Origin of the sequence: Paenirhizobium naphthalenivorans, from assembly GCF_007992095.1 — a bacterium.
Classification (GTDB): Bacteria; Pseudomonadota; Alphaproteobacteria; order Rhizobiales; family Rhizobiaceae; genus Allorhizobium; species Allorhizobium naphthalenivorans.
The window spans coordinates 83187-104715 of sequence record NZ_BJZP01000009.1 but is presented as its reverse complement, the minus strand read 5'-3'; the positions used below and the strand labels follow the sequence as shown (position 1 = coordinate 104715).

General features: G+C 61.2%; 20 protein-coding genes and 1 other RNA gene. 15 read left to right on the top strand and 6 right to left on the bottom strand.

Translation table 11 applies throughout. From position 1 onward, the window contains the following. Position 1: 1 nt before the first annotated feature. Both RNA01_RS11365 and RNA01_RS11360 read left to right on the top strand, forming a co-directional pair. Complete coding sequence (locus RNA01_RS11365) at positions 2–769, top strand: molybdopterin-synthase adenylyltransferase MoeB (RefSeq protein ID WP_147180318.1); 768 nt, start codon at positions 2–4, stop codon at positions 767–769. After that, positions 766–1242 (top strand): GNAT family N-acetyltransferase, encoded by a 477-nt coding sequence (locus tag RNA01_RS11360; RefSeq protein WP_147180317.1) that lies wholly within the window; start codon positions 766–768, stop codon positions 1240–1242. The genes RNA01_RS11365 and RNA01_RS11360 overlap by 4 nt, the downstream gene beginning before the upstream one ends. A gap of 24 nt (positions 1243–1266) precedes the next feature. Here the strand turns inward: RNA01_RS11360 and RNA01_RS11355 are convergent, their stop codons facing one another. Continuing rightward, complete coding sequence (locus tag RNA01_RS11355) at positions 1267–2271, bottom strand: 2-hydroxyacid dehydrogenase (protein ID WP_147180316.1); 1005 nt, start codon at positions 2269–2271, stop codon at positions 1267–1269. A gap of 197 nt (positions 2272–2468) precedes the next feature. Between RNA01_RS11355 and RNA01_RS11350 the strand changes: the two genes are divergently transcribed. After that, on the top strand, positions 2469–3005 hold the full coding sequence (locus tag RNA01_RS11350; protein ID WP_170253426.1) for an SH3 domain-containing protein: 537 nt from the start codon (positions 2469–2471) through the stop codon (positions 3003–3005). On the opposite strand, the gene RNA01_RS11345 is transcribed toward RNA01_RS11350, so the two are convergent. After that, positions 2998–3990, bottom strand: coding sequence for an adenosine kinase (locus RNA01_RS11345; RefSeq protein ID WP_147180315.1), 993 nt, complete (start codon positions 3988–3990; stop codon positions 2998–3000). The genes RNA01_RS11350 and RNA01_RS11345 overlap by 8 nt on opposite strands. Before the next feature lie 389 nt (positions 3991–4379). Between RNA01_RS11345 and RNA01_RS11340 the strand changes: the two genes are divergently transcribed. Beyond that, on the top strand, positions 4380–5324 hold the full coding sequence (locus tag RNA01_RS11340; RefSeq protein WP_147180314.1) for an AEC family transporter: 945 nt from the start codon (positions 4380–4382) through the stop codon (positions 5322–5324). Between the two features lie 94 nt (positions 5325–5418). On the opposite strand, the gene RNA01_RS11335 is transcribed toward RNA01_RS11340, so the two are convergent. Continuing rightward, positions 5419–6042, bottom strand: a complete 624-nt coding sequence (locus RNA01_RS11335; protein WP_147180313.1) for a c-type cytochrome — start codon at positions 6040–6042, stop codon at positions 5419–5421. Positions 6043–6195: 153 nt separating this feature from the next. Between RNA01_RS11335 and RNA01_RS11330 the strand changes: the two genes are divergently transcribed. Together RNA01_RS11330 and RNA01_RS11325 are read left to right on the top strand one after the other, a co-directional pair. After that, on the top strand, positions 6196–6951 hold the full coding sequence (locus RNA01_RS11330; RefSeq protein WP_147180312.1) for a 3-deoxy-manno-octulosonate cytidylyltransferase: 756 nt from the start codon (positions 6196–6198) through the stop codon (positions 6949–6951). Between the two features lie 16 nt (positions 6952–6967). Next, positions 6968–7822, top strand: a complete 855-nt coding sequence (locus RNA01_RS11325; RefSeq protein ID WP_147180311.1) for a prephenate dehydratase — start codon at positions 6968–6970, stop codon at positions 7820–7822. 10 nt (positions 7823–7832) lie between these two features. Here the strand turns inward: RNA01_RS11325 and nudC are convergent, their stop codons facing one another. Continuing rightward, on the bottom strand, positions 7833–8792 hold the full coding sequence (nudC, locus tag RNA01_RS11320; protein ID WP_147180310.1) for an NAD(+) diphosphatase: 960 nt from the start codon (positions 8790–8792) through the stop codon (positions 7833–7835). Beyond that, a complete protein-coding gene (locus tag RNA01_RS11315; RefSeq protein WP_170253425.1) occupies positions 8789–9229 on the bottom strand; it encodes an HIT family protein in 441 nt (146 codons plus the stop codon). Before RNA01_RS11315 ends, nudC begins: the two co-directional genes overlap by 4 nt. A gap of 58 nt (positions 9230–9287) precedes the next feature. Between RNA01_RS11315 and ffs the strand changes: the two genes are divergently transcribed. The 5 genes from ffs (at position 9288) to RNA01_RS11290 (ending at position 13860) form a co-directional block, all read left to right on the top strand. Then, an RNA gene (gene ffs, locus RNA01_RS11310) (signal recognition particle sRNA small type) lies at positions 9288–9384 on the top strand. A 79-nt stretch (positions 9385–9463) separates the two neighbouring features. Then, the gene (locus RNA01_RS11305; protein WP_147180308.1) at positions 9464–11341 is read left to right on the top strand and encodes a DNA polymerase III subunit gamma/tau; all 1878 of its coding nucleotides are present in this window, start codon (positions 9464–9466) and stop codon (positions 11339–11341) included. A gap of 39 nt (positions 11342–11380) precedes the next feature. Further along, the gene (locus tag RNA01_RS11300; RefSeq protein WP_147180307.1) at positions 11381–11704 is read left to right on the top strand and encodes a YbaB/EbfC family nucleoid-associated protein; all 324 of its coding nucleotides are present in this window, start codon (positions 11381–11383) and stop codon (positions 11702–11704) included. A gap of 226 nt (positions 11705–11930) precedes the next feature. Next, positions 11931–12536, top strand: a complete 606-nt coding sequence (gene recR, locus RNA01_RS11295) for a recombination mediator RecR (protein WP_147180306.1) — start codon at positions 11931–11933, stop codon at positions 12534–12536. An 82-nt stretch (positions 12537–12618) separates the two neighbouring features. Next, positions 12619–13860: a lytic murein transglycosylase gene (locus RNA01_RS11290; protein WP_147180305.1), complete on the top strand. Its 1242-nt coding sequence runs from the start codon at positions 12619–12621 to the stop codon at positions 13858–13860. 21 nt (positions 13861–13881) lie between these two features. Here RNA01_RS11290 and RNA01_RS11285 read toward each other — a convergent pair whose 3' ends face one another. Further along, positions 13882–15510: an MFS transporter gene (locus tag RNA01_RS11285; protein WP_147180304.1), complete on the bottom strand. Its 1629-nt coding sequence runs from the start codon at positions 15508–15510 to the stop codon at positions 13882–13884. Positions 15511–15767: 257 nt separating this feature from the next. Between RNA01_RS11285 and rimP the strand changes: the two genes are divergently transcribed. From rimP to infB, 4 genes are all read left to right on the top strand, one after another. Continuing rightward, the gene (gene rimP, locus RNA01_RS11280) at positions 15768–16361 is read left to right on the top strand and encodes a ribosome maturation factor RimP (protein WP_147180376.1); all 594 of its coding nucleotides are present in this window, start codon (positions 15768–15770) and stop codon (positions 16359–16361) included. Between the two features lie 58 nt (positions 16362–16419). Further along, entirely contained in the window at positions 16420–18024 is a 1605-nt protein-coding gene (gene nusA, locus RNA01_RS11275; protein ID WP_147180303.1) for a transcription termination factor NusA, read from the top strand. Further along, complete coding sequence (locus RNA01_RS11270) at positions 18021–18713, top strand: RNA-binding protein (protein WP_371864061.1); 693 nt, start codon at positions 18021–18023, stop codon at positions 18711–18713. The genes nusA and RNA01_RS11270 overlap by 4 nt, the downstream gene beginning before the upstream one ends. 99 nt (positions 18714–18812) lie before the next feature. Continuing rightward, the gene (infB, locus tag RNA01_RS11265; RefSeq protein ID WP_147180301.1) at positions 18813–21464 is read left to right on the top strand and encodes a translation initiation factor IF-2; all 2652 of its coding nucleotides are present in this window, start codon (positions 18813–18815) and stop codon (positions 21462–21464) included. The last annotated feature ends 65 nt before the right edge of the window (positions 21465–21529 follow it).

Genomic DNA, 21529 nt, shown 5'->3' with positions numbered 1-21529 from the left:
CATGGATCCGCTCAGCCCCGAAGAAATATCCCGTTATCATCGGCATATCCTGCTCCCCGAGATCGGCGGGCAAGGACAACAACGCCTGAAGGCCGCCCGGGTCCTGATGATCGGCGCCGGCGGGCTCGGAGCGCCGGCGTTGATGTATCTCGCTGCCGCCGGCGTCGGCACACTCGGCATCGTTGACGACGACCGCGTCTCGTTATCCAACCTGCAACGCCAGGTCATCCATGACAACGGCACGATCGGCGAGGAGAAGACGCGGAGTGCCGCGCAAGCCATTGCCCGGCTCAATCCGCATGTCACAGTCCTACGGTTTGAGGGGCGTTTCGACGCACGGTTCGCCGGGGACTATCTGGGCGGCTTCGATCTTCTGGTCGATGGGTCTGACAATTTCGACACGCGCTATGCCGCCGCCGATGCGGCTGAACATGGTCGGATCCCGCTGGTGACCGGTGCTGTCGGCCGCTTCGACGGATCGCTCACTGTGCTGAAGCCCTATGAAGCGAATGACAGGGGGGAACCCAATCCGCGCTACCGCGATCTTTTTCCCGAACAGCCGCCGGCCGGCCTGGTGCCCGCCTGCTCAGAGGCAGGCATCATCGGCGCGCTGACCGGCGTGATTGGCACCCTGATGGCAATGGAGGCGATCAAGCTGATCACCGGAATTGGAGAGCCTTTGATCGGCCGTTTGCTGCTCTATGATGCCCTTTCGGCCCGCTTCGACACCATTCGTTACAAGCGGCGCAAGGCGACCGCCGCGCCATGAGTGTCGAGCTTATCCGGATTGACGGTAACTTCACTCGCCATGACGCACTGCTGGCAGTCATCCTGTCGGCCTTTTCCTCCATGGACGGGCGGATCGAGCCGCCCTCCTCCGCGCACGCGCTGACACCCGTTTCTCTCAGACAAAAGGCCGCATTGGAAATCGCCTTCGCCGCGATGGACAACGGTCAGCTTGTCGGCTGCGTCTTCCTGAAGCCGGAGGACAACATGCTCTACATCGGCAAGCTCGCGGTGCTGCCCGAGGCGCAAGGCAAGGGGATCGGCCGGATGATGCTCGCCAGAGCCGAAGTGGTCGCGCGCGAGCTCGGTCTATCCACACTCCGGCTGGAAACGAGAATAGAACTCACCGAAAACCATCAGTTGTTCGCCCAATGGGGTTTTAGCAAGACCGCGGAAAACCGTCATGCCGGCTTTGATCGGACCACATCGATCGAGATGCGGCGGGAGCTTGTGTAAAAAGTTCCCGGAACGCCAACCGAATCAGGTCCGGCTGGGCAAGACGCGGTTCGGCGGACGGTGACCATCGAAATAGGTGCGGATGTTGATGATCACCTTGTCGCCCATGTCGATGCGACCCTCGATCGTCGCCGAGCCGGTATGTGGCAAGAGCACGACCTTGCCTTGATTCGCCAGCTTGACCAGCTTCGGATTCACCGCCGGCTCATTCTCGAACACGTCGAGACCGGCGCCGGCGATCGAGCCATCGCGCAGGCACAGGATCAGCGCATCCTCGTCAATAATGTCACCGCGCGCGGTATTGACGATGTAACTGGTCGGCTGCATCAGCGCCAAGCGGCGCGCCGAGAGAAGATGAAAGGTCGCTGGCGTCGACGGGCAGTTGACCGAGACGATGTCAACGCGGGCGAGCATCTGGTCGAGACTGTCCCAATAGGTCGCTTCCAGATCGTCCTCGGTCGTCGGATTGACGCGCTTGCGGTTGTGGTAATGGATCGACAGGCCAAAGGCCTTGGCGCGGCGCGCAACGGCGGTGCCGATGCGGCCCATGCCGATGATGCCGATACGCTTGCCCCATATGCGGCGCCCAAGCATCCAGGTCGGAGACCAGCCACTCCACTCACCCGGCTGATCCATCAGGATGCGCGCGCCCTCGACCAGACGACGCGGCACTGCGAGGATCAATGCCATGGTCATGTCGGCGGTGTCCTCGGTCAGGACGTTCGGTGTATTGGTGACGGTAATGCCCTTTTTCGCCGCCGCATCGACGTCGATATGGTCATAGCCGTTGGAAAAACTGGCGATCAACTTGAGCTGCGGACCCGCCTGCTCGATCAGGGCGGCATCGATGCGGTCGGTGACCGTCGGGACCAGAACTTCAGCGCTCTTCACGGCGGCGACCAGTTCCGGTTGGCTGCGCGGCTTGTCATCGACGTTCAACTCAGTCTCGAACAATTCGCACATGCGGGTTTCCACGGCGTCCGGCAGCTTCCGGGTGATGTAGACCTTGGGTCTTTTCCTGTTCGTCATGGGAAGAATCGATGCCTTGTTCAGAGGTCGTTAACCAAGACGGGGGATAATTTCCCCGTTCAGGGCATTTTCTACCAAACCCGTCGGCGAAGACAAACAAAACCTCGCAGGTCGGTGCCCGTTTTCTGGCAGAACCTGGCAGATCGCAGTCGGGACCGCGAAAACGCCCTTGAAATCTTAGAGCGATCGGAACCGCCATGCGTCACTTTGTGCTTCGTGCCTCCCTCATTGCGTCGATCGCCCTCGGGTTTTCGCCGATGGGCGGGCCGATAGCAGAAGCCCAAGCTGTCTCCAAGGGATCGAGCGGCCTGCCGTTGCCGCGCTTCGTCAGCCTGAAAGCCAAGCGGGTCAATCTACGCATCGGCCCTAGCACCGACTATGCGGTGTCCTGGCTCTACCTGAAATCCGGCCTACCGGTGGAAATCATCCAAGAATACGAGAACTGGCGACGCATCCGGGACGCGGACGGCACCGATGGTTGGGTAAGCCAGACACTTCTTTCGGGAGAACGCACCGCGATCGCCGCACCGTGGATGCGTGGCAACAACGTCTACGTGAACCTGCGCGCCGATTCGCAATCGACCGCACAGGTGGTCGCCAAGCTCGAACCGGGCGTGGTGATCCGGCTCGACGAATGCACCGGCAACTGGTGCCGGGCGGAGGTCAGCGGCGTCACAGGCTGGGTCGCGCAGGGCGAGATCTGGGGCGCCTATCCGGGCGAGGCCTTCAAATAAGCCCGGCTTCGCGTGCCGCCTTGGACAGTGAACCGAGCGGCCGCGGACCAATCTGCTGGATGACGATGCCAGCAGCAAGGCAGCCGATGCGGCCGCAGTCTTCGAGCGTACGCCCTTGGGTGTAGCCATAGAGGAAACCGGCAGCGAACAGATCGCCTGCGCCAGTCGTGTCGACCAGTTCGTCGATCACCGTCGCCTCCACACGAATACGCTCTTTGCCCTTGAGGATCACCGCCCCTTCGTCACTCATCGTCACCGCAGCGAGCTTGCAGTCACCCGCCATTTTTTCCAGCGCAAAATCGAAGTCGTCAGTCTCGTAGAGCGAAAGGGCTTCCTGCTTGTTGGAAAAGACGATGTCGACGACACCGGAGCGCATCAGGTCCAGGAATTCGTCACGGTAGCGGCCAACGCAAAAGCTGTCGGACAGGGTCATGGACATTTCGCGGCCATTCTCGTGGGCGATGCGGGCGCATTCGAGAATGGCCTGCTTGGCACGCGGCGGATCCCAGAGATAGCCCTCGAAATAGGTGACCTTCGACTGGGCGACGATTTCCGGTTCGACGTCTTCGGGACCGAACTCGACGCAGGCGCCGAGATAGGTGTTCATCGAGCGCTCACCGTCCTCGGTGACGAAAATCATGCTGCGCGCGGTCGGTGGGAAGGTGCCTTCCGGCTTTGTCTCGTAATGCACACCCTGGGCGCGGATGTCGTGTGCGAAGATCGTGCCCAACTGATCCTGCGCGACCTTGCCGAAATAGGCGGCCTTGCCGCCAAGGCTGGCGATGCCGGCTGCCGTATTGCCGGCACTACCGCCGGAGGCTTCGACCGCAGGCCCCATAAGGGCATAGAGTGTCTCGGCGCGCTCGGCATCAATCAGGTTCATTGCTCCCTTGGTGATGCCGTTGTCGACGAGAAAGGAATCCTCGCAACGCGAAATGATGTCGACGATGGCGTTACCGACGGTGAGAACATCGAACCTGCTCATAAATTCCGGATCTCCGATAATGTTATTTTTTGGTCATAGCCGTTTTTCCTCCGCAGGAAAGCGAAAACCGCAACGCGGGAAGAAATCCGAAGACGTCATTCCCTTGTCATGCAGACGCCTTAGAAAGCCCTCAAGTGAAGACGGCATGAAGCGGCTCACAGGCATCGCCGTCCGCGGGGGGACATGTTCGTCCCCGATTGAACTCGCATCGACCACGGATGTACTGGCGACGCGGCTTCAGGCCCGGCAAGATCGGGAGGGAAGGCGGGGGAAACCCCGCTTTTTTCTTGTCAGACAACCGTACTCGCAAACGCTGATCAGTACTGGCCGTCCAGCCCGCATCACGGTAAATCTCGGCTCCTCGCCCCCCCTTGAGAGCCATTCCGCCCATGTATGAAATTGCCCAAGACGTCTTTCCGATCTTCATCCTCATCCTGTTTGGCTGGGGGCTCGTCAAAACCCGGATCCTGAACGCCGACATTGGTGACGGCTTGGGCGAATTCGTCTTCAAGGTCGCGGTTCCGGTCCTGCTCTTCAGGACCATCTCCCATGCCGACTTCCATGGGGCTTCGCCGTTCCGCCTCTGGATCGCTTACTTCTCCGGCGTCGCAGTGACCTGGGCTCTCGGTCATTTTCTGGCAACGCGTTTCTTTGGACGAGATGCCCGCGTGGGGGTTCTGGCCGGGGTATCCTCCGCCTTTGCCAACAACATCTTCATCGGCTTGCCCCTCGTCGAACGTACCGTCGGAAGCGATGGCATCGTCGCGGTGTCGATCTTGCTAGCCGTGCACCTGCCCCTGATGATGGTTATCGGAACGGTACTGATGGAGCGCGCCGAGCACAAGGTGAACGGCGGCGAGGCTCGAGGGCTGGTGAACGTACTGCGCCAAGTCGGTACCAATCTAGTGCGTAACCCGCTGATCATCGGCCTTGCCGCAGGTCTTGTCGTGCATGTGAGTGGGCTTGAATTTCCCGGCGTTTTGGCAAGCGTGGTGGATCAAATCACCGCCATGGCGGCGCCGGCCGCGCTGATTTCGCTCGGCATGGCGCTCAACAAATACGGAATCAACGGCAATGTCCGCATTGCGGTGGTCGTCACGAGCCTAAAACTGCTCGTGATGCCGGCCTGTGTCTGGCTTGCCTGCCGGGCCCTGGGATTGAGCGCCGACTGGACGGCGGCCCTCGTACTGACCTCCTCGGTCCCGACCGGCATCAATGCCTGGCTGATCGCCAACCGCTTTGGTGTCGGACACGGGCTGGCCGCTTCGGCCATCTCGCTCTCGACCGCCGTCGGGGTGCTCAGCGTGACGCTTTGGGCCTGGATCCTGCAGTAGCCGGCACACAGTTATATGTCGCTCAACGAAAAATGCCCGGGCAAAGCCGGGCATTTTTCATTTGTCTCACAAACCGGCCGGAAAAGACCCTGCCTTAGTTGTTCGCGGCCGGTGCCGGTGCGGCTTCAGTGGTCGGGGTAGCCTCAACCGGAGCAGCGGCGGCATCGGCGGCCGGCAGCGGAACCGGGGTGTCGGCCAGCGTGCGCAGATAGGCAATCAGGTTGGCGCGCTCTTCTTCCTTCTTCAGGCCGGCAAAGCCCATGGCCGTTCCGGCGATGAACTTCTTCGGAGCCGTCAGGAAGTGGTTCAGGTTTTCATAGGTCCAAGTGACCGAACTGCCCTGCGAAAAATCCTTCATCCCGGCCGAGTAGGCAAAACCCTCATGCGATGCGACCGGACGCCCAACAACGCCGAAAAGATTCGGGCCAACCTTGTTGGCACCACCCTTGTCGGCGTTATGACAGCTCGTGCACTTCTTGAAGATCGTTTGACCAGCGGCAGCATCGGCGCTTGCCAGGAGCGTGGCAATCGGCGTTTCCGTGGCAGCAGCGGCGTCAGCGCCAGCTTGGGCGTCGGAGGAAGCCTCAGCAACGATGGCATAGCCTTCCTTCTCCGGAACCTCCGAACGGAAAATGCCTTCCGACGCTATGGATACGGTCATCAGAACGAAAACGGTGCCAAGAAGAGCACCAACACCCATGTTCACATACGAGTTCATCTGCAAACGCTCCCATGCAGCCGGCGGATCAGCGACCGGACGATCTTGAAATCGCGCGGAACCTATGTCTTTTGCTTGACAGTTGCAACACGATTGTGATCCCCAATTCGGGACTTTTTGACACTTTTCCGGCGCATTTTGAAGGGACTGAGGATGAATAACGACGAATTGGGTAAGACCCTCGTGCTGATCCCGGCGCGCATGGCCTCGACCCGCCTGCCCGGCAAGCCGCTTGCCGATATCTGCGGACTACCGATGATCGTGCAGGTGGCCAAGCGGGCACGCGAGGCGAATGTCGGACGAATCATCGTCGCTGTTGATGATCAACGGGTCTTCGATGCGGTCAAGGCCGCCGGCTTCGAAGTGGTGATGACCCGCGTCGACCACCAGTCCGGGTCGGACCGCATTCATGAAGCCCTCACCAAGGCCGATCCTGACGGCCTGGTCGAGACCGTGATCAACGTGCAGGGCGACTTGCCGACGATCGAGCCGGAGACCATCCGTGCGGCGCTACGCCCGCTCGACGATCCCGCCGTCGACATTGCCACGCTGACTGTCGAGATCACCGACGAGGAAGAGAAGACCAATCCGAATGTCGTGAAAGTCGTCGGCTCGCCACTTTCCGACACGCGTCTGCGCGCGCTTTATTTCACACGTGCCACCGCACCGCACGGCAAGGGACCGCTCTACCATCACATCGGTCTTTACGCCTATCGCCGCGCAGCGCTTGAGCGCTTCGTCCAGCTTCCCCCCTCCTCCCTGGAAAGACGCGAATCCCTGGAACAGCTGCGAGCACTCGAAGCTGAAATGCGTATCGACGTCGAAATCGTCAACTCCATCCCGCTTGGTGTCGATACGCCCGCCGATCTTGAGAAGGCAAGGCAAACACTGACTTCAACGCCGGCTTAAGAGAATGGACAGCCCGATGACCTCGAAGACCAACAGAATCGCCTTCCAGGGCGAGTTCGGCGCCAATTCCGACATGGCGTGCCGCGACATGTTCCCGGAGATGGAACCTCTCCCTTGCCCCACGTTCGAAGATGCCTTCGTGGCACTCGAGACCGGCGAGGCGGATCTGGCGATGATCCCGATCGAAAACACGCTGGCAGGCCGTGTTGCCGACATCCACTATCTGCTGCCGCTATCGCGGCTGCACATAGTCGGTGAGTATTTCATGCCAATCCGCTTCCAGCTGATGGTGCTGCCTGGCGTGAAAATGGATGAGATTCGCACCGTCCACAGCCATATCCACGCGCTCGGTCAGTGCCGTAAAATCATTCGCGGCAACGGCTGGAAGGCAGTCGTCGCCGGCGATACCGCTGGCGCGGCGAAACTGGTGGCGGAAATGGGCGACCGCAGCATGGCGGCGCTCGCTCCGCGACTTGCCGCCCCACTCTATGGTCTCGATATTCTCGCGGAAAATGTCGAGGATTCTGAAAACAACGTTACCCGCTTCGTCATATTGTCGCGCGATAAGGTCGAGCCGAAGCGGCAGAGCGACGACGAAGTCTTTATCACAACCTTCATCTTCAATGTGCGCAACATTCCCGCCGCGCTCTACAAGGCGATGGGCGGCTTCGCCACGAATGGCGTCAACATGACAAAACTCGAAAGCTATCAAATTGGTGGCAAGTTCATCGCGACGCAATTCTATGCCGACATTGAAGGACATCCGGATGACGCCCCGGTGAAGCGGGCGCTGGAAGAATTGCGTTTCTTTTCGGAGAAGGTGCACATCCTCGGCGTCTACAAGGCCCATGCCATGCGCGGCAAATTCTGAGGCCGAAGCCTCAGCGCTTCCAATCGAGCCAGTCGGTGATCAGGCGGCGGGCGATCGTTCCGTCGATCGGTAGGCTGAGCCCCTTGACCGAGCCCTGCTCAATCAGTTCGGCAACCTCCGCCCGGCCGAACCAGCGGCAATCGGCAAGTTCGGCTTCATCCGCATGGACGTCGTAAGAGACGGCCTCGGCATAACAGCCGATCATCAGCTGATGTGGCATCGGCCAAGGTTGCGACGCGTGATAGCGAACACGGCCGATCTCGATGCCCGATTCTTCGCGGGTCTCGCGCCGCACCGCATTCTCGATCGTCTCGCCCGGCTCGACGAAGCCAGCGAGACTGGAATACATGCCCTCGGGGAAGCGGTGATTGCGGCCAAGCAGGCAGCGGTCGCGCTTCTCATCGATCGCCAGCATGATCGCCACCGGATCGGTGCGCGGAAAGATCTCGTGGCCGCAGGCCGTGCAGACGCGCTTGTACCCACCGATGCGGCTCTCCATTGCCGAGCCGCATCGACCACAGAAGTGGTTGTCGGCGTTCCACCGCAAAAGGCTGAGTGCCTGTGCCGCCTCTCCGACCAGATCCTCGCCGATCAGCCGGTCGCGAAACAGCGCGCGGGCATCGGCCGGCTTGTAATGGCTCGCCAGATCCTCGGTCGGGCATTGCACCGGCACGGCAATCCTCGGCTCGCCACTTGTCTGGAAACCGAGCAACACTGCATTGCCGAAGTCGGGGCTGAGTTCCGCCAGTTCATAAGGCGCGAAGAGCGGGTCGAGGACCTGCCCGTCGTGCTTCAGGACCAGCTTGGCGTCGCAGAAGGCGAGGATGTGGGTCCCCTCCACCGCGAGCGCCTTTTCAAGCGATGTCTCGTCGCGGTGCTCACTGTCGCGAGAAAGGGCGTTTCGGGAAAAAGCGGTCAGATCGCTCGGTTCTGGATGCGGGCCGTCAAAGTCAAAAATCGATTTTTTCATGAGTGAAGGGCTTCGAGTATCTTCTGCTGGAGGGCACGTCGTTCGTCGGCGCCATAGGGAGCGGCGGTTCCGTGGCCCCAGACGGGACCCGGCCAGTTGGCATCACCCTCCATGCGGGCGATGACATGGACATGCAGCTGGCGAACGATGTTGCCGATCGCCGCGACATTGATCTTGGTGGCACCGGTCGCCGATTTGAGGGCAGCGGCAACAGTATTCTGTTCGAAGGTCAGCACGGCCTGATCGAGCGGCGTCAACTCGAAGACTTCGGACACGCCGGGACGCTTGGGCACCAGCACAAGCCAAGGCCAGCGGCAGTCGTTTATCAGCCGCAGTTCGCACAGGCCCAGATGGACCAGAAGCACGCTGTCCCGCGCCAGCCGCTCATCAAGCACGAATTTGTCCAAGGCATCCCTCCTTGCGTTTTTCCACTTCATAACAGTTTTTTACGGGCTTGGCTTGCATTTGATCGTGTAATTGCCGATATGTGGGTCGGGAGGTTGGTGGTGGACGAGCCACTCGCCAACCGGGTCAGGTCCGGAAGGAAGCAGCCCTAACGAGCGCGGCACGGGTCATCGTGCCAGCCTCCCACCTTCCGTTTCATTTGGCCGGCCTCAACGCGGGCCAAACCGTGCCCGGGCATCGGGTCTTCGACAGACGCTGGCAGGGCGATGAGCGATTTCGAGCCGACACCATCGAATTCCGAAGGTAGCGCCACCGGCTACCGGGTTCTCGCCCGCAAGTACCGTCCCAAGGATTTCACCGACCTGATGGTCGGCCAGGAGCCGATGGTGAGAACGCTCACCAACGCCTTCGAGACGGGCAGGATCGCGCAGGCCTATATGCTGACCGGGGTGCGCGGGGTGGGCAAGACCACGACCGCCCGTATTCTGGCGCGCGCACTTAATTACAAGACACCCGAAATCGACAAACCGACGATCGACCTGCAGATTCCCGGCGAACATTGCCAGGCGATCATGGAAGGCCGACATGTCGATGTGATCGAGATGGACGCCGCCTCCCACACTGGGATCGACGACATCCGCGAGATCATTGAACAGGTGCGCTATCGCCCCGTCTCGGCGCGTTATAAAGTCTACATCATCGACGAAGTGCACATGCTGTCGACGCAGGCCTTCAACGGTTTGCTGAAAACGCTCGAAGAGCCGCCCGAGCATGTGAAATTCATCTTCGCCACAACCGAGATCCGCAAGGTTCCGATCACCGTTCTTTCACGCTGCCAGCGGTTCGACCTTCGCCGCATCAGCGCCGCCGATCTTGTCGGGCTATTCTCGACGATCTCGGCCAAAGAAGGCATCACGGTCGACGACGAGGCTCTGGCCATGATCGCCCGGGCGGCCGAAGGCTCGGCGCGCGACGGGTTGTCGCTGCTTGATCAGGCGATCGCGCATGGCAGCGGCGTGGTGATGGCGGAAGCCGTGCGCGCCATGCTTGGCCTTGCCGACCGTGCCCGCATCGTCGATCTCTTTGATCACATCGTTCGTGGTGATGCCTCGGCCGCTTTGGCCGAATTCGGTAGTCAGTATGAGGCCGGTGCCAATCCAACCGTGGTTTTGACCGACCTTGCCGATTTCACTCATCTTGTGACCCGGCTCAAGTATATTCCCTCCGCGTCGCAAGATCCTTCGCTGAGCGAAGTCGAGCGGGTGCGGGGTGCGGAGCTTGCCGACAGCGTTTCGGTCTCAACACTCTCGCGGATGTGGCAAATGCTGTTGAAAGGCATTCCCGAGGCTGAGAATTCCTCACGGCCTGCCGGCGCCGCCGAGATGGTCATCATTCGCCTGTCGCATGCCGCGCATCTCCCCTCACCCGAGGATGCGGCGCGCCGTTTGCTGGAACTCTCCGCCGGGGCCGACAGCACGCAGTCTGGCGGAGCGCCACGCGGCGGCAATGGCGGTGGTGCGACTGCCGCCTATCGCGCGGCAGCCGTGGCCCAGCAGTCCGCCGACGTCTCGGCCAGACCTTCTGGCAACGCCCAGCCGGTGGCGCGCTTGCACAGTGTGCCCCAGCCGGAGAATGCACCGATGGCGCTCGGCCGCACGGAGGCGAAACCAGCCGAGGCCCAGCCACAACCTAAGGTGCACATCAATTCGCTCGAAGAGCTGGCGGAACTCTGCACCCGGAACCGCGACCCGAAACTGAGGGCATTGCTGCGCAACTTCGTCCGGCTGGTGCGCGTCGAGCCCGGGCGGCTGGAGATCAACCTGCCGGCGGAAGCGCCGAAGACGCTGGTCAGTGACTTGCAGAAGCGGCTGGAGGAATGGACCGAGATCCGCTGGATGGTCATCCTGAGCCGCGAAACGGGACAGCCGACGCTGGTCGAGACGGAAGCCTCGACCCGCGAGGCGCGCCTTCTCGACGCGCGGCAGGATCCCGACGTTGCGGCAATCCTTTCCCGCTTTCCGGGAGCGAAGATCACCGACGTCCGGATCCGCGCGCCGATCGTAGAGGAAGATATGCCGAGCCTTCCTGCGGCAGCTGAATCGGCCGAGGGTGACATTCTGCCCGGCGACGACATCGAATTCTGACGAGACCGAATTTACCCGAGACATCAAGGAGACACGACAATGCGTGACATCATGGGTATGATGGGCAAGGTCAAGGAAATGCAGGCCAAGATGGAGAAGATGCAGGCAGAAATCGCCTCGCTCGAAGTCGAAGGCAAGTCCGGCGGAGGACTGGTCACCGTGACCATGACCGGCAAGGGCGATCTCAGGGGCTTGAAGATCGATCCGTCACTCTTCAAGGAGGACGATGTCGAGATCCTCGAAGATCTGATCGTCGCCGCCCACAAGGATGCCAAAGACAAGGCCGAGGTTGTCATGGCCGAAAAGACAAAGGAAGTCACCGCCGGCCTGCCGATCCCGCCCGGCATGAAGCTACCGTTCTGAGGCTTTCCGGTTCAGGCGCATACAGAGAACGGTTGCCCTCGGGTGGCCGTTTTTGCTAGCCCGTCAGGAAAGCCCGAGGCGGCCAATGAATGGGTGCGGCGAAACAGCTGTTACGCTCGGCGTCGTAGTGCTTCCTGCCATAGGTCGCCATGAAATCGAGCATGGTGATGCGACAGTAGTCCTTTCGACGATTCCTTTGCGCGACGATATGGGGTAGAGGCGGCCAATGGCAAAACGAGTCACCGGTCCGGAAATCGAAAAACTCATCCAGCTTCTGGCCAAGGTGCCAGGGCTTGGTCCCCGCTCGGCGCGTCGCGCGGCGCTGCATCTGATCAAGAAGAAAGATCAGTTGATGGGGCCGCTGGCGCATGCCATGGGCGAGGCCTTCGACAAGGTGAAGGTCTGCTCGCATTGCGGCAATGTAGACACGGTTGATCCCTGCACGGTCTGCACCGATGACCGGCGCGACCAATCGGTGATCATTGTGGTCGAGGATGTTTCCGATCTCTGGGCGCTGGAGCGCGCGAGCGCGATGAACGCCGCCTATCATGTTCTCGGCGGCACGCTCTCTCCGCTCGACGGCATTGGGCCGGATGATCTCAACATCAAGGGACTGATCGACCGCGTGGCGAAGGGCGGGATTCGCGAGATCATCATCGCCGTCAATGCCACTGTCGAGGGACAAACCACAGCACACTATATTACCGATCATCTGGCCGGCCTCGATGTGAAGATCACTCGGCTCGCGCACGGCGTGCCGGTCGGCGGCGAGCTGGACTATCTCGACGAGGGCACACTTTCGGCCGCTTTGCGCGCCAGAACGGCGATCTGATTCGCTGTCCAGACATGGGAGACGCGGCATGACTGGCATACCCCCTCGGTGCCCCGCCAGGCATCTCCCCCTCAAGGGGGCCATGCTCCGTATATTCACATCGGCCGTATCAGCCTGCCTCCTGTGGAGCGCACCAGCCACCGCCGCCCCTTCCAAGGCAACGGTCGAGCAACAGTTCCAGATCTGGCTTGTTAACGACCTGTGGCCCGAAGCAAAGGCCGCAGGCGTTTCCCGTCCCGCCTTCGACGTCGCGGTGAAAGGGCTCAAGCTGAACTGGGATCTTCCCGATCTGGTGCCGCCCGGCACGGCACCACCGAAGGAACGCAAGCAGAGCCAAGCGGAATTTTCCTCGCCCGGTGCCTATTTTTCGGAAAAGCGGCTGCAGGGACTGGCCGGCACCGGGCGCAACCTCGTTGAACGCTATGCCTCGACACTGCGCAAGGTCGAGGCGACTTACGGCGTGCCGGGCTCAATCGTCGTCGCGATCTGGGGACGCGAATCCGGTTTCGGCGGCGCCAAACTGCCCTATTCGGCGGTCGAGGTACTGGCCACCAAGGCCTTCATGTCCACCCGCAAGGACCTCTTCCTCCGCGAATTGATCTCGGCGTTGCACATCATCGAGGGCGGCGATATCGGCGCGGCACAGATGAAGGGCTCCTGGGCAGGCGCCCTCGGCCAGCCGCAATTCATGCCGACCAGCTATCTGAAATATGCCGTCGACTTCGACGGCGACGGTCATCGCGACATCTGGAACTCTGTGCCTGACAGCCTGGCTTCGATCGCCAACTATCTGAAGAAGAGTGGCTGGCAAGCGGGGCGCGACTGGGGCTTCGAGGTCAAAATCCCCGATGGCGTCAGTTGCGCCCAAGAAGGCCCCGATCAGGCCAAACCGCTTTCCGACTGGGCGGCGCAGGGCATTAACCGCATTTCCGGCAAGCCCTTTCCTCGCGGCGAGCTTACCGCCTCGATGATGATGCTGGTGCCGGCCGGAACGCACGGACCGGAATTCATCGTCAGCCCGAATTTCTACGTTTTGAAAGAATACAACAATTCCGACCTCTATGCGTTGTTTATCGGCAATCTGGCTGACCGCATCGCTTATGGCAGTGGCACGTTCACCGGCAGTTGGGGCGATGTCGGCAAGATGCTGCGCTCCGATGTGCTCGCCATGCAGAAGGCGCTGGTCGCCAAGGGCTATGATGTTGGCAATGTCGACGGCCTGCCGGGCTACAAGACGCGTCGTTCGCTCGGCGACTGGCAGGAGAAGAACGGCCTCAAACCGACCTGCTTTCCAGATGCATCGCTGAAGAGCAGGCTGCGCTAGAGTAGCTGGTCGCCTGGCTCTTCAATGCGGCTCGACATGTGGTTTGTGGAAGACGTCGTCGGTTGGCGGGATCGCCTGACGCTCGATCATCCGATGAACGCGCGGCTTCTCCTTTCCGCGATGCAGGGCCAGAAGCTTGTCCGTCGTCTCTGCATCGGCCTTGGTGCGGCGCTGATTATGGCGGACATATTCGACCCAGGTCGCAGTATGATAGGTTTCCGTCCAGATATCGGGATTTTCAAGGTCGCGCATTAAAGCCCAGTTTCGAGCGCCGTCGCGAAGGCGGATGCGGCGGCGTTCGACCATGACCGCCAGGAATTCCGGCAGATCCTCGTCAGCGATCTCATAGTCGATATTGATGACGATCGGGCCGCTGCGCGGGCGAATATCGAGACTGAGCGGCGGCTCGGCGAAACGGTTGAGCGGATCAAGGTCGAGTGAAGCGAACGGCGGCATGGGGAGCCTGAGACCGATCCCGACACCGACGATCATCAGCAGGCTGGATGCGAAGAAAGCATTCGTCACGCCGTGGCTCTCCGCCACAAGGCCCCAGATCCAGCTGCCGCCTGCCATGCCGCCGAAGGTCGCGGTCTGATAGAGCGAGAGCGCCCGTCCGACCACCCAGCGCGGCGTAGACAACTGCACAACAGTGTTGAACAACGACAGCGCCAGAACCCAGCAGGCACCAGCAACGACAAGGGCCAGACTGGTTACCACCGCATAGGGACTGATACCGATCACCGTGGCACTCAGGGAAAATCCGGCGAAGGCGCAACGCACAATGTCCTCACTGGACAGCATTTCGCGTAGGCGCGAGTTGGCCAGCGCGCCCGCAATCGCGCCCGCTCCAAAGGCACCGAGCATGATGCCATAGGTGAGTGCGCCGCCGCCGATCAGATCGCGCGCGACGACTGGCAACAGCGCCATGACCGCGCTTGCGGTAAAACCGAAGACGAAACCGCGGAACAGGACCTTGCCGAGGTTGGGCGACATCGCGACATAGCGAAGACCGGCCGCGATCGCCTGGCCGAGCGCCTCGCGCGGCAGGGTTCTCTTCGGCAGGTCAGGCCGCCACCGGTAAAGAGCAAAAACAAGGGTAAAATAGCTGAGCGAATTGGCGGCAAAAGCAGCGGCAGCACCTGCGGCGGCCACAATCATGCCCCCAATCGCCGGGCCGACGCTACGAGTAATGTTGAAACCGACACTGTTGAGTGACACGGCGCCAGCCAGATCATCGCGCGGTACCATGTCGCCGACGGAGGCCTGCCACGATGGATTGTTGAGTGCCGTGCCGCTGCCGATCAGGAAGGTGAAGAACAGCAGGAGCCAGGGCGTGATCAGGCCGAGATAGGCAAACAACGCGAGCAGAGTAGAGGCGCAGAACATGAAGACCTGCGCAGTCAGCATGACGCGGCGGCGATCGTAATTGTCGGCGATCGCCCCAGAAAGCAGCGAGAACAGCATGAGCGGTAGCGTGGTGGAGGCCTGCACCAGCGCCACCATGTTTTCCGACTGGGAGATCGACGCCATCATCCAGGCAGCGCCAACCCCTTGGATCAAACCACCGAGATTGGAGGCGATGCTGGCGCTCCATATTCTGCGGTAAACCGGATGTCTCAATGGGGACAGGAAGGATCTGCGCTCTGGCACGTCGTGGACACCTTATCTTAGGTCTCGTCTCTGGCGGGAGTGACTATACAATGGCAGGAATGGTCTTTCTGGTGAACTAACATCACCCAACCTGAGAGCACAAACATGCAGCTGCGTGTGAAAAGCTTGCAATTCCACCGGCACCCGCGTATATAGCCTTTAAATTCTTGATCGACAGATGAAGGGTGGGGCCGCGAGGACCCGCTCTTTTTTGTTGGCGATCGGACCTATCCGGGAGTATTAGATTGTCTGACAGCATGCCCACGCCGCAAGCCGGCGAAGTGCGTATCATCGTAGAAACGGGCCTTGATCGGCGTATCGCCGAGATCATCGAACCGGTTCTGGTCGCGATGGGATACAAGCTGGTTCGGGCCCGGCTGATGAACCAGAATGGCCTGACACTGCAGGTCATGGCCGAGAAGAACGATGGCACCATGACCGTCGTGGATTGCGAAGAAGTGTCCATGGCGATCTCTCCGGTACTGGACGTCGAGGATCCCGTCGACAAGGCCTATCACCTTGAAGTGTCTTCGCCGGGCATCGATCGCCCGATGGTGCGTATATCGGATTTCGAACGGTGGCAGGGTCATATCGTCAAGTGCGAGACCTCCATTCTGGTCGACAATCGCAAGCGGTTCCGCGGCAAGATCACCGAAGTCGATGCCGATGGCTTCACGCTGGAACGCGATCAGGTCGCCTACGGTGAGGAGCCGCGGGTCAAGATTCCGTTCAACACGCTGAGCGAAGCGAAGCTGATTTTGACGGACGACCTCATCCGCGATGCGCTCAGGGCCGACAAGCTGGCGCGGGCGGAAGCCGCAAACCAGAATGACGAAGACAGCGAAGCATAACGTTTGACTAACCGCCTCGAGGGCCATGGCCCCGGCAGGAAGACGGAGACTTAAGACAATGGCAGTCAGTGCTAACCGGCTCGAGCTCTTGCAGATCGCGGACGCGGTCGCCCGTGAGAAGGTCATCGACCGCGAAATCGTTCTTGCCGCGATGGCCGATGCCATCCAGAAGGCCGCTCGCTCGCGCTACGGCTCCGAAACCAATATCCGCGCCGACATCAATTCGAAAACCGGTGAGATCCGGCTGCAGCGCCTGCTGGAAGTCGTTGAGAAGGTCGAGGACTATTCGACCCAGATAGCCCTCGAACTGGCGCGCGACCGCAATATCGAAGCCAAGATCGGTGATTTCATCGCCGACCCGCTGCCGCCGATGGATTTCGGCCGTATCGCCGCCCAGTCGGCCAAGCAAGTCATCGTGCAGAAAGTGCGCGAAGCCGAACGTGACCGCCAATTCGACGAGTTCAAGGACCGCGTCGGTGAAATCGTCAACGGCACCGTGAAGCGCGTCGAATACGGCAATGTCATCGTCGACCTCGGGCGCGGCGAAGGCATCATCCGTCGCGACGAGATGATCCCACGCGAAGCTTTCCGCTACGGCGACCGTGTCCGCGCCTATGTCTACGACGTGCGCCGCGAGCAGCGTGGCCCGCAAATCTTCCTGTCGCGTACCCACCCGCAGTTCATGGTGAAGCTGTTCACCATGGAAGTTCCGGAAATCTACGACGGCATTATCCAGATCAAGTCAGTTGCCCGTGACCCGGGCTCGCGCGCCAAGATCGCCGTCATCTCCAACGACTCCTCAATCGATCCGGTCGGAGCGTGTGTGGGTATGCGCGGTAGTCGCGTCCAGGCCGTCGTTGGCGAGCTTCAGGGTGAGAAGATCGACATCATTCCGTGGTCGAGCGACCCCGCCTCCTTCATCGTCAACGCCCTTCAGCCGGCCGAAGTCGCCAAGGTCGTCCTCGATGAGGATGCGGAACGCATCGAAGTCGTCGTTCCGGACGAGCAGCTTTCGCTCGCCATCGGTCGTCGCGGTCAGAACGTGCGCCTCGCCTCGCAGCTGACCGGTTGGGACATTGACATCATGACGGAAGCCGAGGAATCCGAGCGCCGCCAGAAAGAATTCAACGAGCGCACCAACCTGTTCATGGATGCTCTCGACGTCGACGAAATGGTCGGCCAAGTACTCGCTTCGGAGGGCTTTGCCCAGGTCGAGGAGGTCGCCTATGTCGATCTCGACGAAATCTCCTCGATCGAGGGATTCGACGAGGACACGGCTCAGGAAATCCAGACCCGCGCTCGCGAATATCTGGAAAAGATCGAGGCCGAAATGGATGCCAAGCGCCGCGAACTCGGCGTGTCCGATGAACTGCGCCAGATCGACGGCCTGACCTCGCAGATGTTGGTCGCGCTCGGCAAAGACGGCATCAAGACGATTGAGGACTTTGCAGGCTGCGCCGCCGACGACCTGGTCGGCTGGAGCGAACGCAAGGACGGCGAGACGAAGAAGTTCGAGGGTCTGTTCTCGAAGTTCGAAGTTTCGCGCGCAGAAGCCGAGAACATGATCGTTCAGGCCCGCCTTGCGGCCGGCTGGATCACCGAGGAAGACTTGGCAACCGAGACGGTCGCCGAGGAAGAAGTCGAAGGCGAGCAGGAAGCGTGATGAGCGAGCCGGCTCCGGACACGGCTCACGACGAAGAGGATTTCGACGTGGGCGAAGTGAACGGACGCATGTGCATCGCCACGCGCGAAAGCGGTTCACCGGAAACGCTGATCCGCTTCGTGGCCGCGCCGGATGGGTCCATCGTCCCCGACCTGAAGCGTGCGCTTCCCGGTCGGGGCTGCTGGGTCTCCCCCAGCAGGGCGGCCGTCGACAAGGCAGTGGCGAAGAAGCTCTTTGCCCGGGCGCTGAAGCGCGATGTGAAGGCGGACCCCAATCTTGGCGAGACCGTCGATCGATTGCTCGCACAGCAGCTTGCCGGGATGATGAATCTGGCCCGCAAGGCGGGCCAGTTTGTTACCGGATCGGCGAAGGTCGAGGCCGCAGTGCGCAGCGGCCAGGCGATTGCCGTCTTCCACTCGACGGAAGCGGCAACCGACGGCGTGAGAAAGATAGACCAGGCACGCAAGGCTTGGCACCTCGGAATGGAGACAGAGGCGGAAATCCCCTCCTACCGCCTGCTTACCGGGGCGGAAATGGACGAACTGATGGGCCAGAATGCGTTTATCCATGCTTGCGCGCTTGCAGGGCAGGCCGGTGAAGGTGTAGTGAAACGCGCAAACGTGCTTGAACAGTACCGCACAGGCGGGCTGCCCCAGAAAAAGGATGTCGTTGACATGCCGAAGCAATGACGCGTTCACCGGCTTCAGCCGGACGCATTATCGGAATGTACGAATTGAACGACAAGGTCTGATGCGCCGCATCCGTCCTTGTCCAAGGAACGGAACGGAATGACCGACAACAAAGACGACAAGACACTCAGCGCACCGGGCAAGAAGACCCTCACCCTGAAACCGTCAGGCGTGGCCCAGGGTACCGTGCGCCAGGATATGGGTCGAGGTCGAACCAAGGCCGTCGTGGTCGAGACGCGCAAGCGCCGGACGACCCGCCCTGAAGACGAAAAGATTGTAACGCCGGTCGCGCCGGTGGTTGTGCGCGCGCCCGAGCCTCCCGCAGCACCGGTTGTCCAGGCTCGCCCGGCGGCGCCCGCTCCGCAAACCCGCACTCACCAACCGACGACTCAGCCACAGCGCCCGGCACCGCAACAGCCCACTCGCCAGGAACGTCCGCGCGGCGCCGTCTTGCATGACCTTTCGGCTAGCGAAATGGAAGCGCGCCGTCGCGCCCTGATCGAAGCCCAGGCTCGAGAAGTCGAGGAAGCCAAGCAGCGCGCCATTGACGAAGCTCGCCGCCAGGCCGAAGCCGAAGAACGCGCTCGCCTTGCGGCAGAAGAGGCGGCCCGTCGTGCTGCCGAACCGCAGCCCGAACCTGAGGAAGAGGCACCGGTCGTCGAAGATAAGCCGGCTGTCGCAGCTCGCCCGACTACCACTCCGACGGCCCCTGTGCCGCCGAGTGCCGTGCGCGGTCGCAAAGCGGCCAACGACGAGGAGGAAGAGCGTGCTGCTCCTCGCGGTGCGCCGACTCGCGGCAAGGTCGCGATCCCGGCTCCCGCCAAGGTACCGCCGCGCCCGAAGGCTGAAGAAGAACGCCGCCGCGGTAAGCTGACGGTAACCACCGCGAATGTCGATGAAGAGGGCGCCTCGCGTGGCCGTTCGCTCGCTTCGATGCGTCGCCGCCAGGAGAAGTTCCGCCGCAGCCAGATGCAGGAGACGCGCGAAAAGGTCATGCGCGAGGTCATCCTGCCGGAGACCATTACCATCCAGGAACTGTCGCAGCGCATGTCCGAACGCGCAGTTGACGTCATCAAGTACCTGATGAAGGAAGGTCAGATGATGAAGCCGGGCGACGTCATTGACGCCGACCTCGCCGAAATCATCGCCACAGACTTCGGTCATACCGTCAAGCGCGTTTCGGAATCGGACGTCGAAGAAGGCATCTTCAACGTGGCAGACGACGCGGGGGAACTGGTATCGCGTCCGCCGGTCGTCACCATCATGGGCCACGTAGACCACGGCAAGACCTCGCTGCTTGATGCGATCCGCAAAGCCAATGTGGTCGCCGGGGAAGCCGGGGGTATTACCCAGCATATCGGTGCCTATCAGGTCGAACAGAACGGTCATAAGATCACCTTTATCGACACCCCCGGCCACGCCGCCTTTACCGCGATGCGTGCCCGTGGCGCCCAGGCGACCGACATTGCGATCCTCGTGGTTGCAGCTGACGACAGCGTGATGCCGCAGACGATCGAATCGATCAACCATGCCAAGGCAGCGGGTGTTCCGATCATCGTGGCGATCAACAAGATCGACAAGCATGAGGCAAACCCGGACAAGGTGCGCCAGCAGTTGCTGCAGCATGAAGTCTTCGTGGAATCCATGGGCGGCGAAGTGCTCGACGTCGAGGTTTCGGCCAAGAACAAGGTCAACCTGGATAAGCTTCTCGAGGCCGTGCTTCTGCAGGCTGAAATTCTCGACCTCAAGGCCGACCCGACGCGGACGGCTGAAGGTACAGTGATCGAGGCCCAGCTTGACCGTGGACGTGGTGCCGTTGCAACCGTTCTCGTTCAGAAGGGTACGCTGAAACCTGGCCAGATCATTGTCGCCGGCGATCAGTGGGGCCGTGTTCGTGCTCTGGTCAACGACAAGGGCGAGCACGTCAAGGAAGCGGGTCCAGCCATGCCAGTCGAGGTTCTTGGCCTGTCCGGTACACCGGCGGCCGGGGACAGGTTCGCGGTTGTCGAGAACGAGGCACGCGCTCGCGAGATTTCCGAATATCGTCAGCGTCTGGCCCGCGACAAGGCGGCTGCCCGCCAGTCCGGTCAGCGTGGTTCGCTCGAACAAATGATGAGCCAGCTTCAGAACAACGGAATGAAGGAATTCCCGTTGGTCATCAAGGGCGACGTGCAAGGCTCGATCGAAGCCATTGCCGGCGCGCTCGACAAGCTCGGAACCGACGAAGTTCGTGCTCGCATCGTGCATTCGGGTGCTGGCGGCATCACTGAGTCGGACATCACTCTGGCAGAAGCATCGAATGCGGCCATCATCGGCTTCAACGTTCGTGCCAACGCCCAGGCCCGCACGGCGGCCGAGCGCGCCGGCATCGAGATCCGCTACTACAACATCATCTACGATCTGGTGGATGACGTTAAGGCGGCGATGTCGGGGCTTCTCTCGCCGGAACGTCGCGAGACCTTCCTCGGCAATGCCGAGATCCTCGAGGTGTTCAACATCACGAAGGTCGGGAAGGTCGCGGGTTGCCGCGTCGTCGAAGGCAAGGTCGAACGTGGTGCCGGGGTCCGCCTGGTGCGCGACAACGTCGTCATCCACGAAGGCAAGCTCAAGACGCTCAAGCGCTTCAAGGACGAAGTCGCCGAAGTGCCGGTCGGCCAGGAATGTGGTATGGCCTTCGAGAACTACGAAGACATCCGCGCTGGCGATACCATTGAGTGCTTCCGCGTGGAACACATCACGCGCACACTCTAAGGCGACGACCCGCACGGGACAATAATACGGGCGCCGGACGATCCGGCGCTCGCTTCGTTTGAGGC

Excerpts from the sequence above, each read along its gene's own strand:
- nusA (WP_147180303.1), top strand. The coding sequence starts at position 16,420 with ATGGCAGTCAGTGCTAACCGGCTCGAGCTCTTGCAGATCGCGGACGCG.
- RNA01_RS11365 (WP_147180318.1), top strand. The coding sequence starts at position 2 with ATGGATCCGCTCAGCCCCGAAGAAATATCCCGTTATCATCGGCATATC.
- RNA01_RS11315 (WP_170253425.1), bottom strand. The coding sequence starts at position 9,229 with ATGAAGTGGAAAAACGCAAGGAGGGATGCCTTGGACAAATTCGTGCTT.
- RNA01_RS11335 (WP_147180313.1), bottom strand. The coding sequence starts at position 6,042 with ATGAACTCGTATGTGAACATGGGTGTTGGTGCTCTTCTTGGCACCGTT.
- RNA01_RS11300 (WP_147180307.1), top strand. The coding sequence starts at position 11,381 with ATGCGTGACATCATGGGTATGATGGGCAAGGTCAAGGAAATGCAGGCC.
- RNA01_RS11360 (WP_147180317.1), top strand. The coding sequence starts at position 766 with ATGAGTGTCGAGCTTATCCGGATTGACGGTAACTTCACTCGCCATGAC.
- rimP (WP_147180376.1), top strand. The coding sequence starts at position 15,768 with ATGCCCACGCCGCAAGCCGGCGAAGTGCGTATCATCGTAGAAACGGGC.
- RNA01_RS11345 (WP_147180315.1), bottom strand. The coding sequence starts at position 3,990 with ATGAGCAGGTTCGATGTTCTCACCGTCGGTAACGCCATCGTCGACATC.
- RNA01_RS11290 (WP_147180305.1), top strand. The coding sequence starts at position 12,619 with ATGCTCCGTATATTCACATCGGCCGTATCAGCCTGCCTCCTGTGGAGC.
- nudC (WP_147180310.1), bottom strand. The coding sequence starts at position 8,792 with ATGAAAAAATCGATTTTTGACTTTGACGGCCCGCATCCAGAACCGAGC.
- RNA01_RS11355 (WP_147180316.1), bottom strand. The coding sequence starts at position 2,271 with ATGACGAACAGGAAAAGACCCAAGGTCTACATCACCCGGAAGCTGCCG.
- infB (WP_147180301.1), top strand. The coding sequence starts at position 18,813 with ATGACCGACAACAAAGACGACAAGACACTCAGCGCACCGGGCAAGAAG.
- RNA01_RS11340 (WP_147180314.1), top strand. The coding sequence starts at position 4,380 with ATGTATGAAATTGCCCAAGACGTCTTTCCGATCTTCATCCTCATCCTG.
- recR (WP_147180306.1), top strand. The coding sequence starts at position 11,931 with ATGGCAAAACGAGTCACCGGTCCGGAAATCGAAAAACTCATCCAGCTT.
- RNA01_RS11330 (WP_147180312.1), top strand. The coding sequence starts at position 6,196 with ATGAATAACGACGAATTGGGTAAGACCCTCGTGCTGATCCCGGCGCGC.
- RNA01_RS11305 (WP_147180308.1), top strand. The coding sequence starts at position 9,464 with ATGAGCGATTTCGAGCCGACACCATCGAATTCCGAAGGTAGCGCCACC.
- RNA01_RS11350 (WP_170253426.1), top strand. The coding sequence starts at position 2,469 with ATGCGTCACTTTGTGCTTCGTGCCTCCCTCATTGCGTCGATCGCCCTC.
- RNA01_RS11325 (WP_147180311.1), top strand. The coding sequence starts at position 6,968 with ATGACCTCGAAGACCAACAGAATCGCCTTCCAGGGCGAGTTCGGCGCC.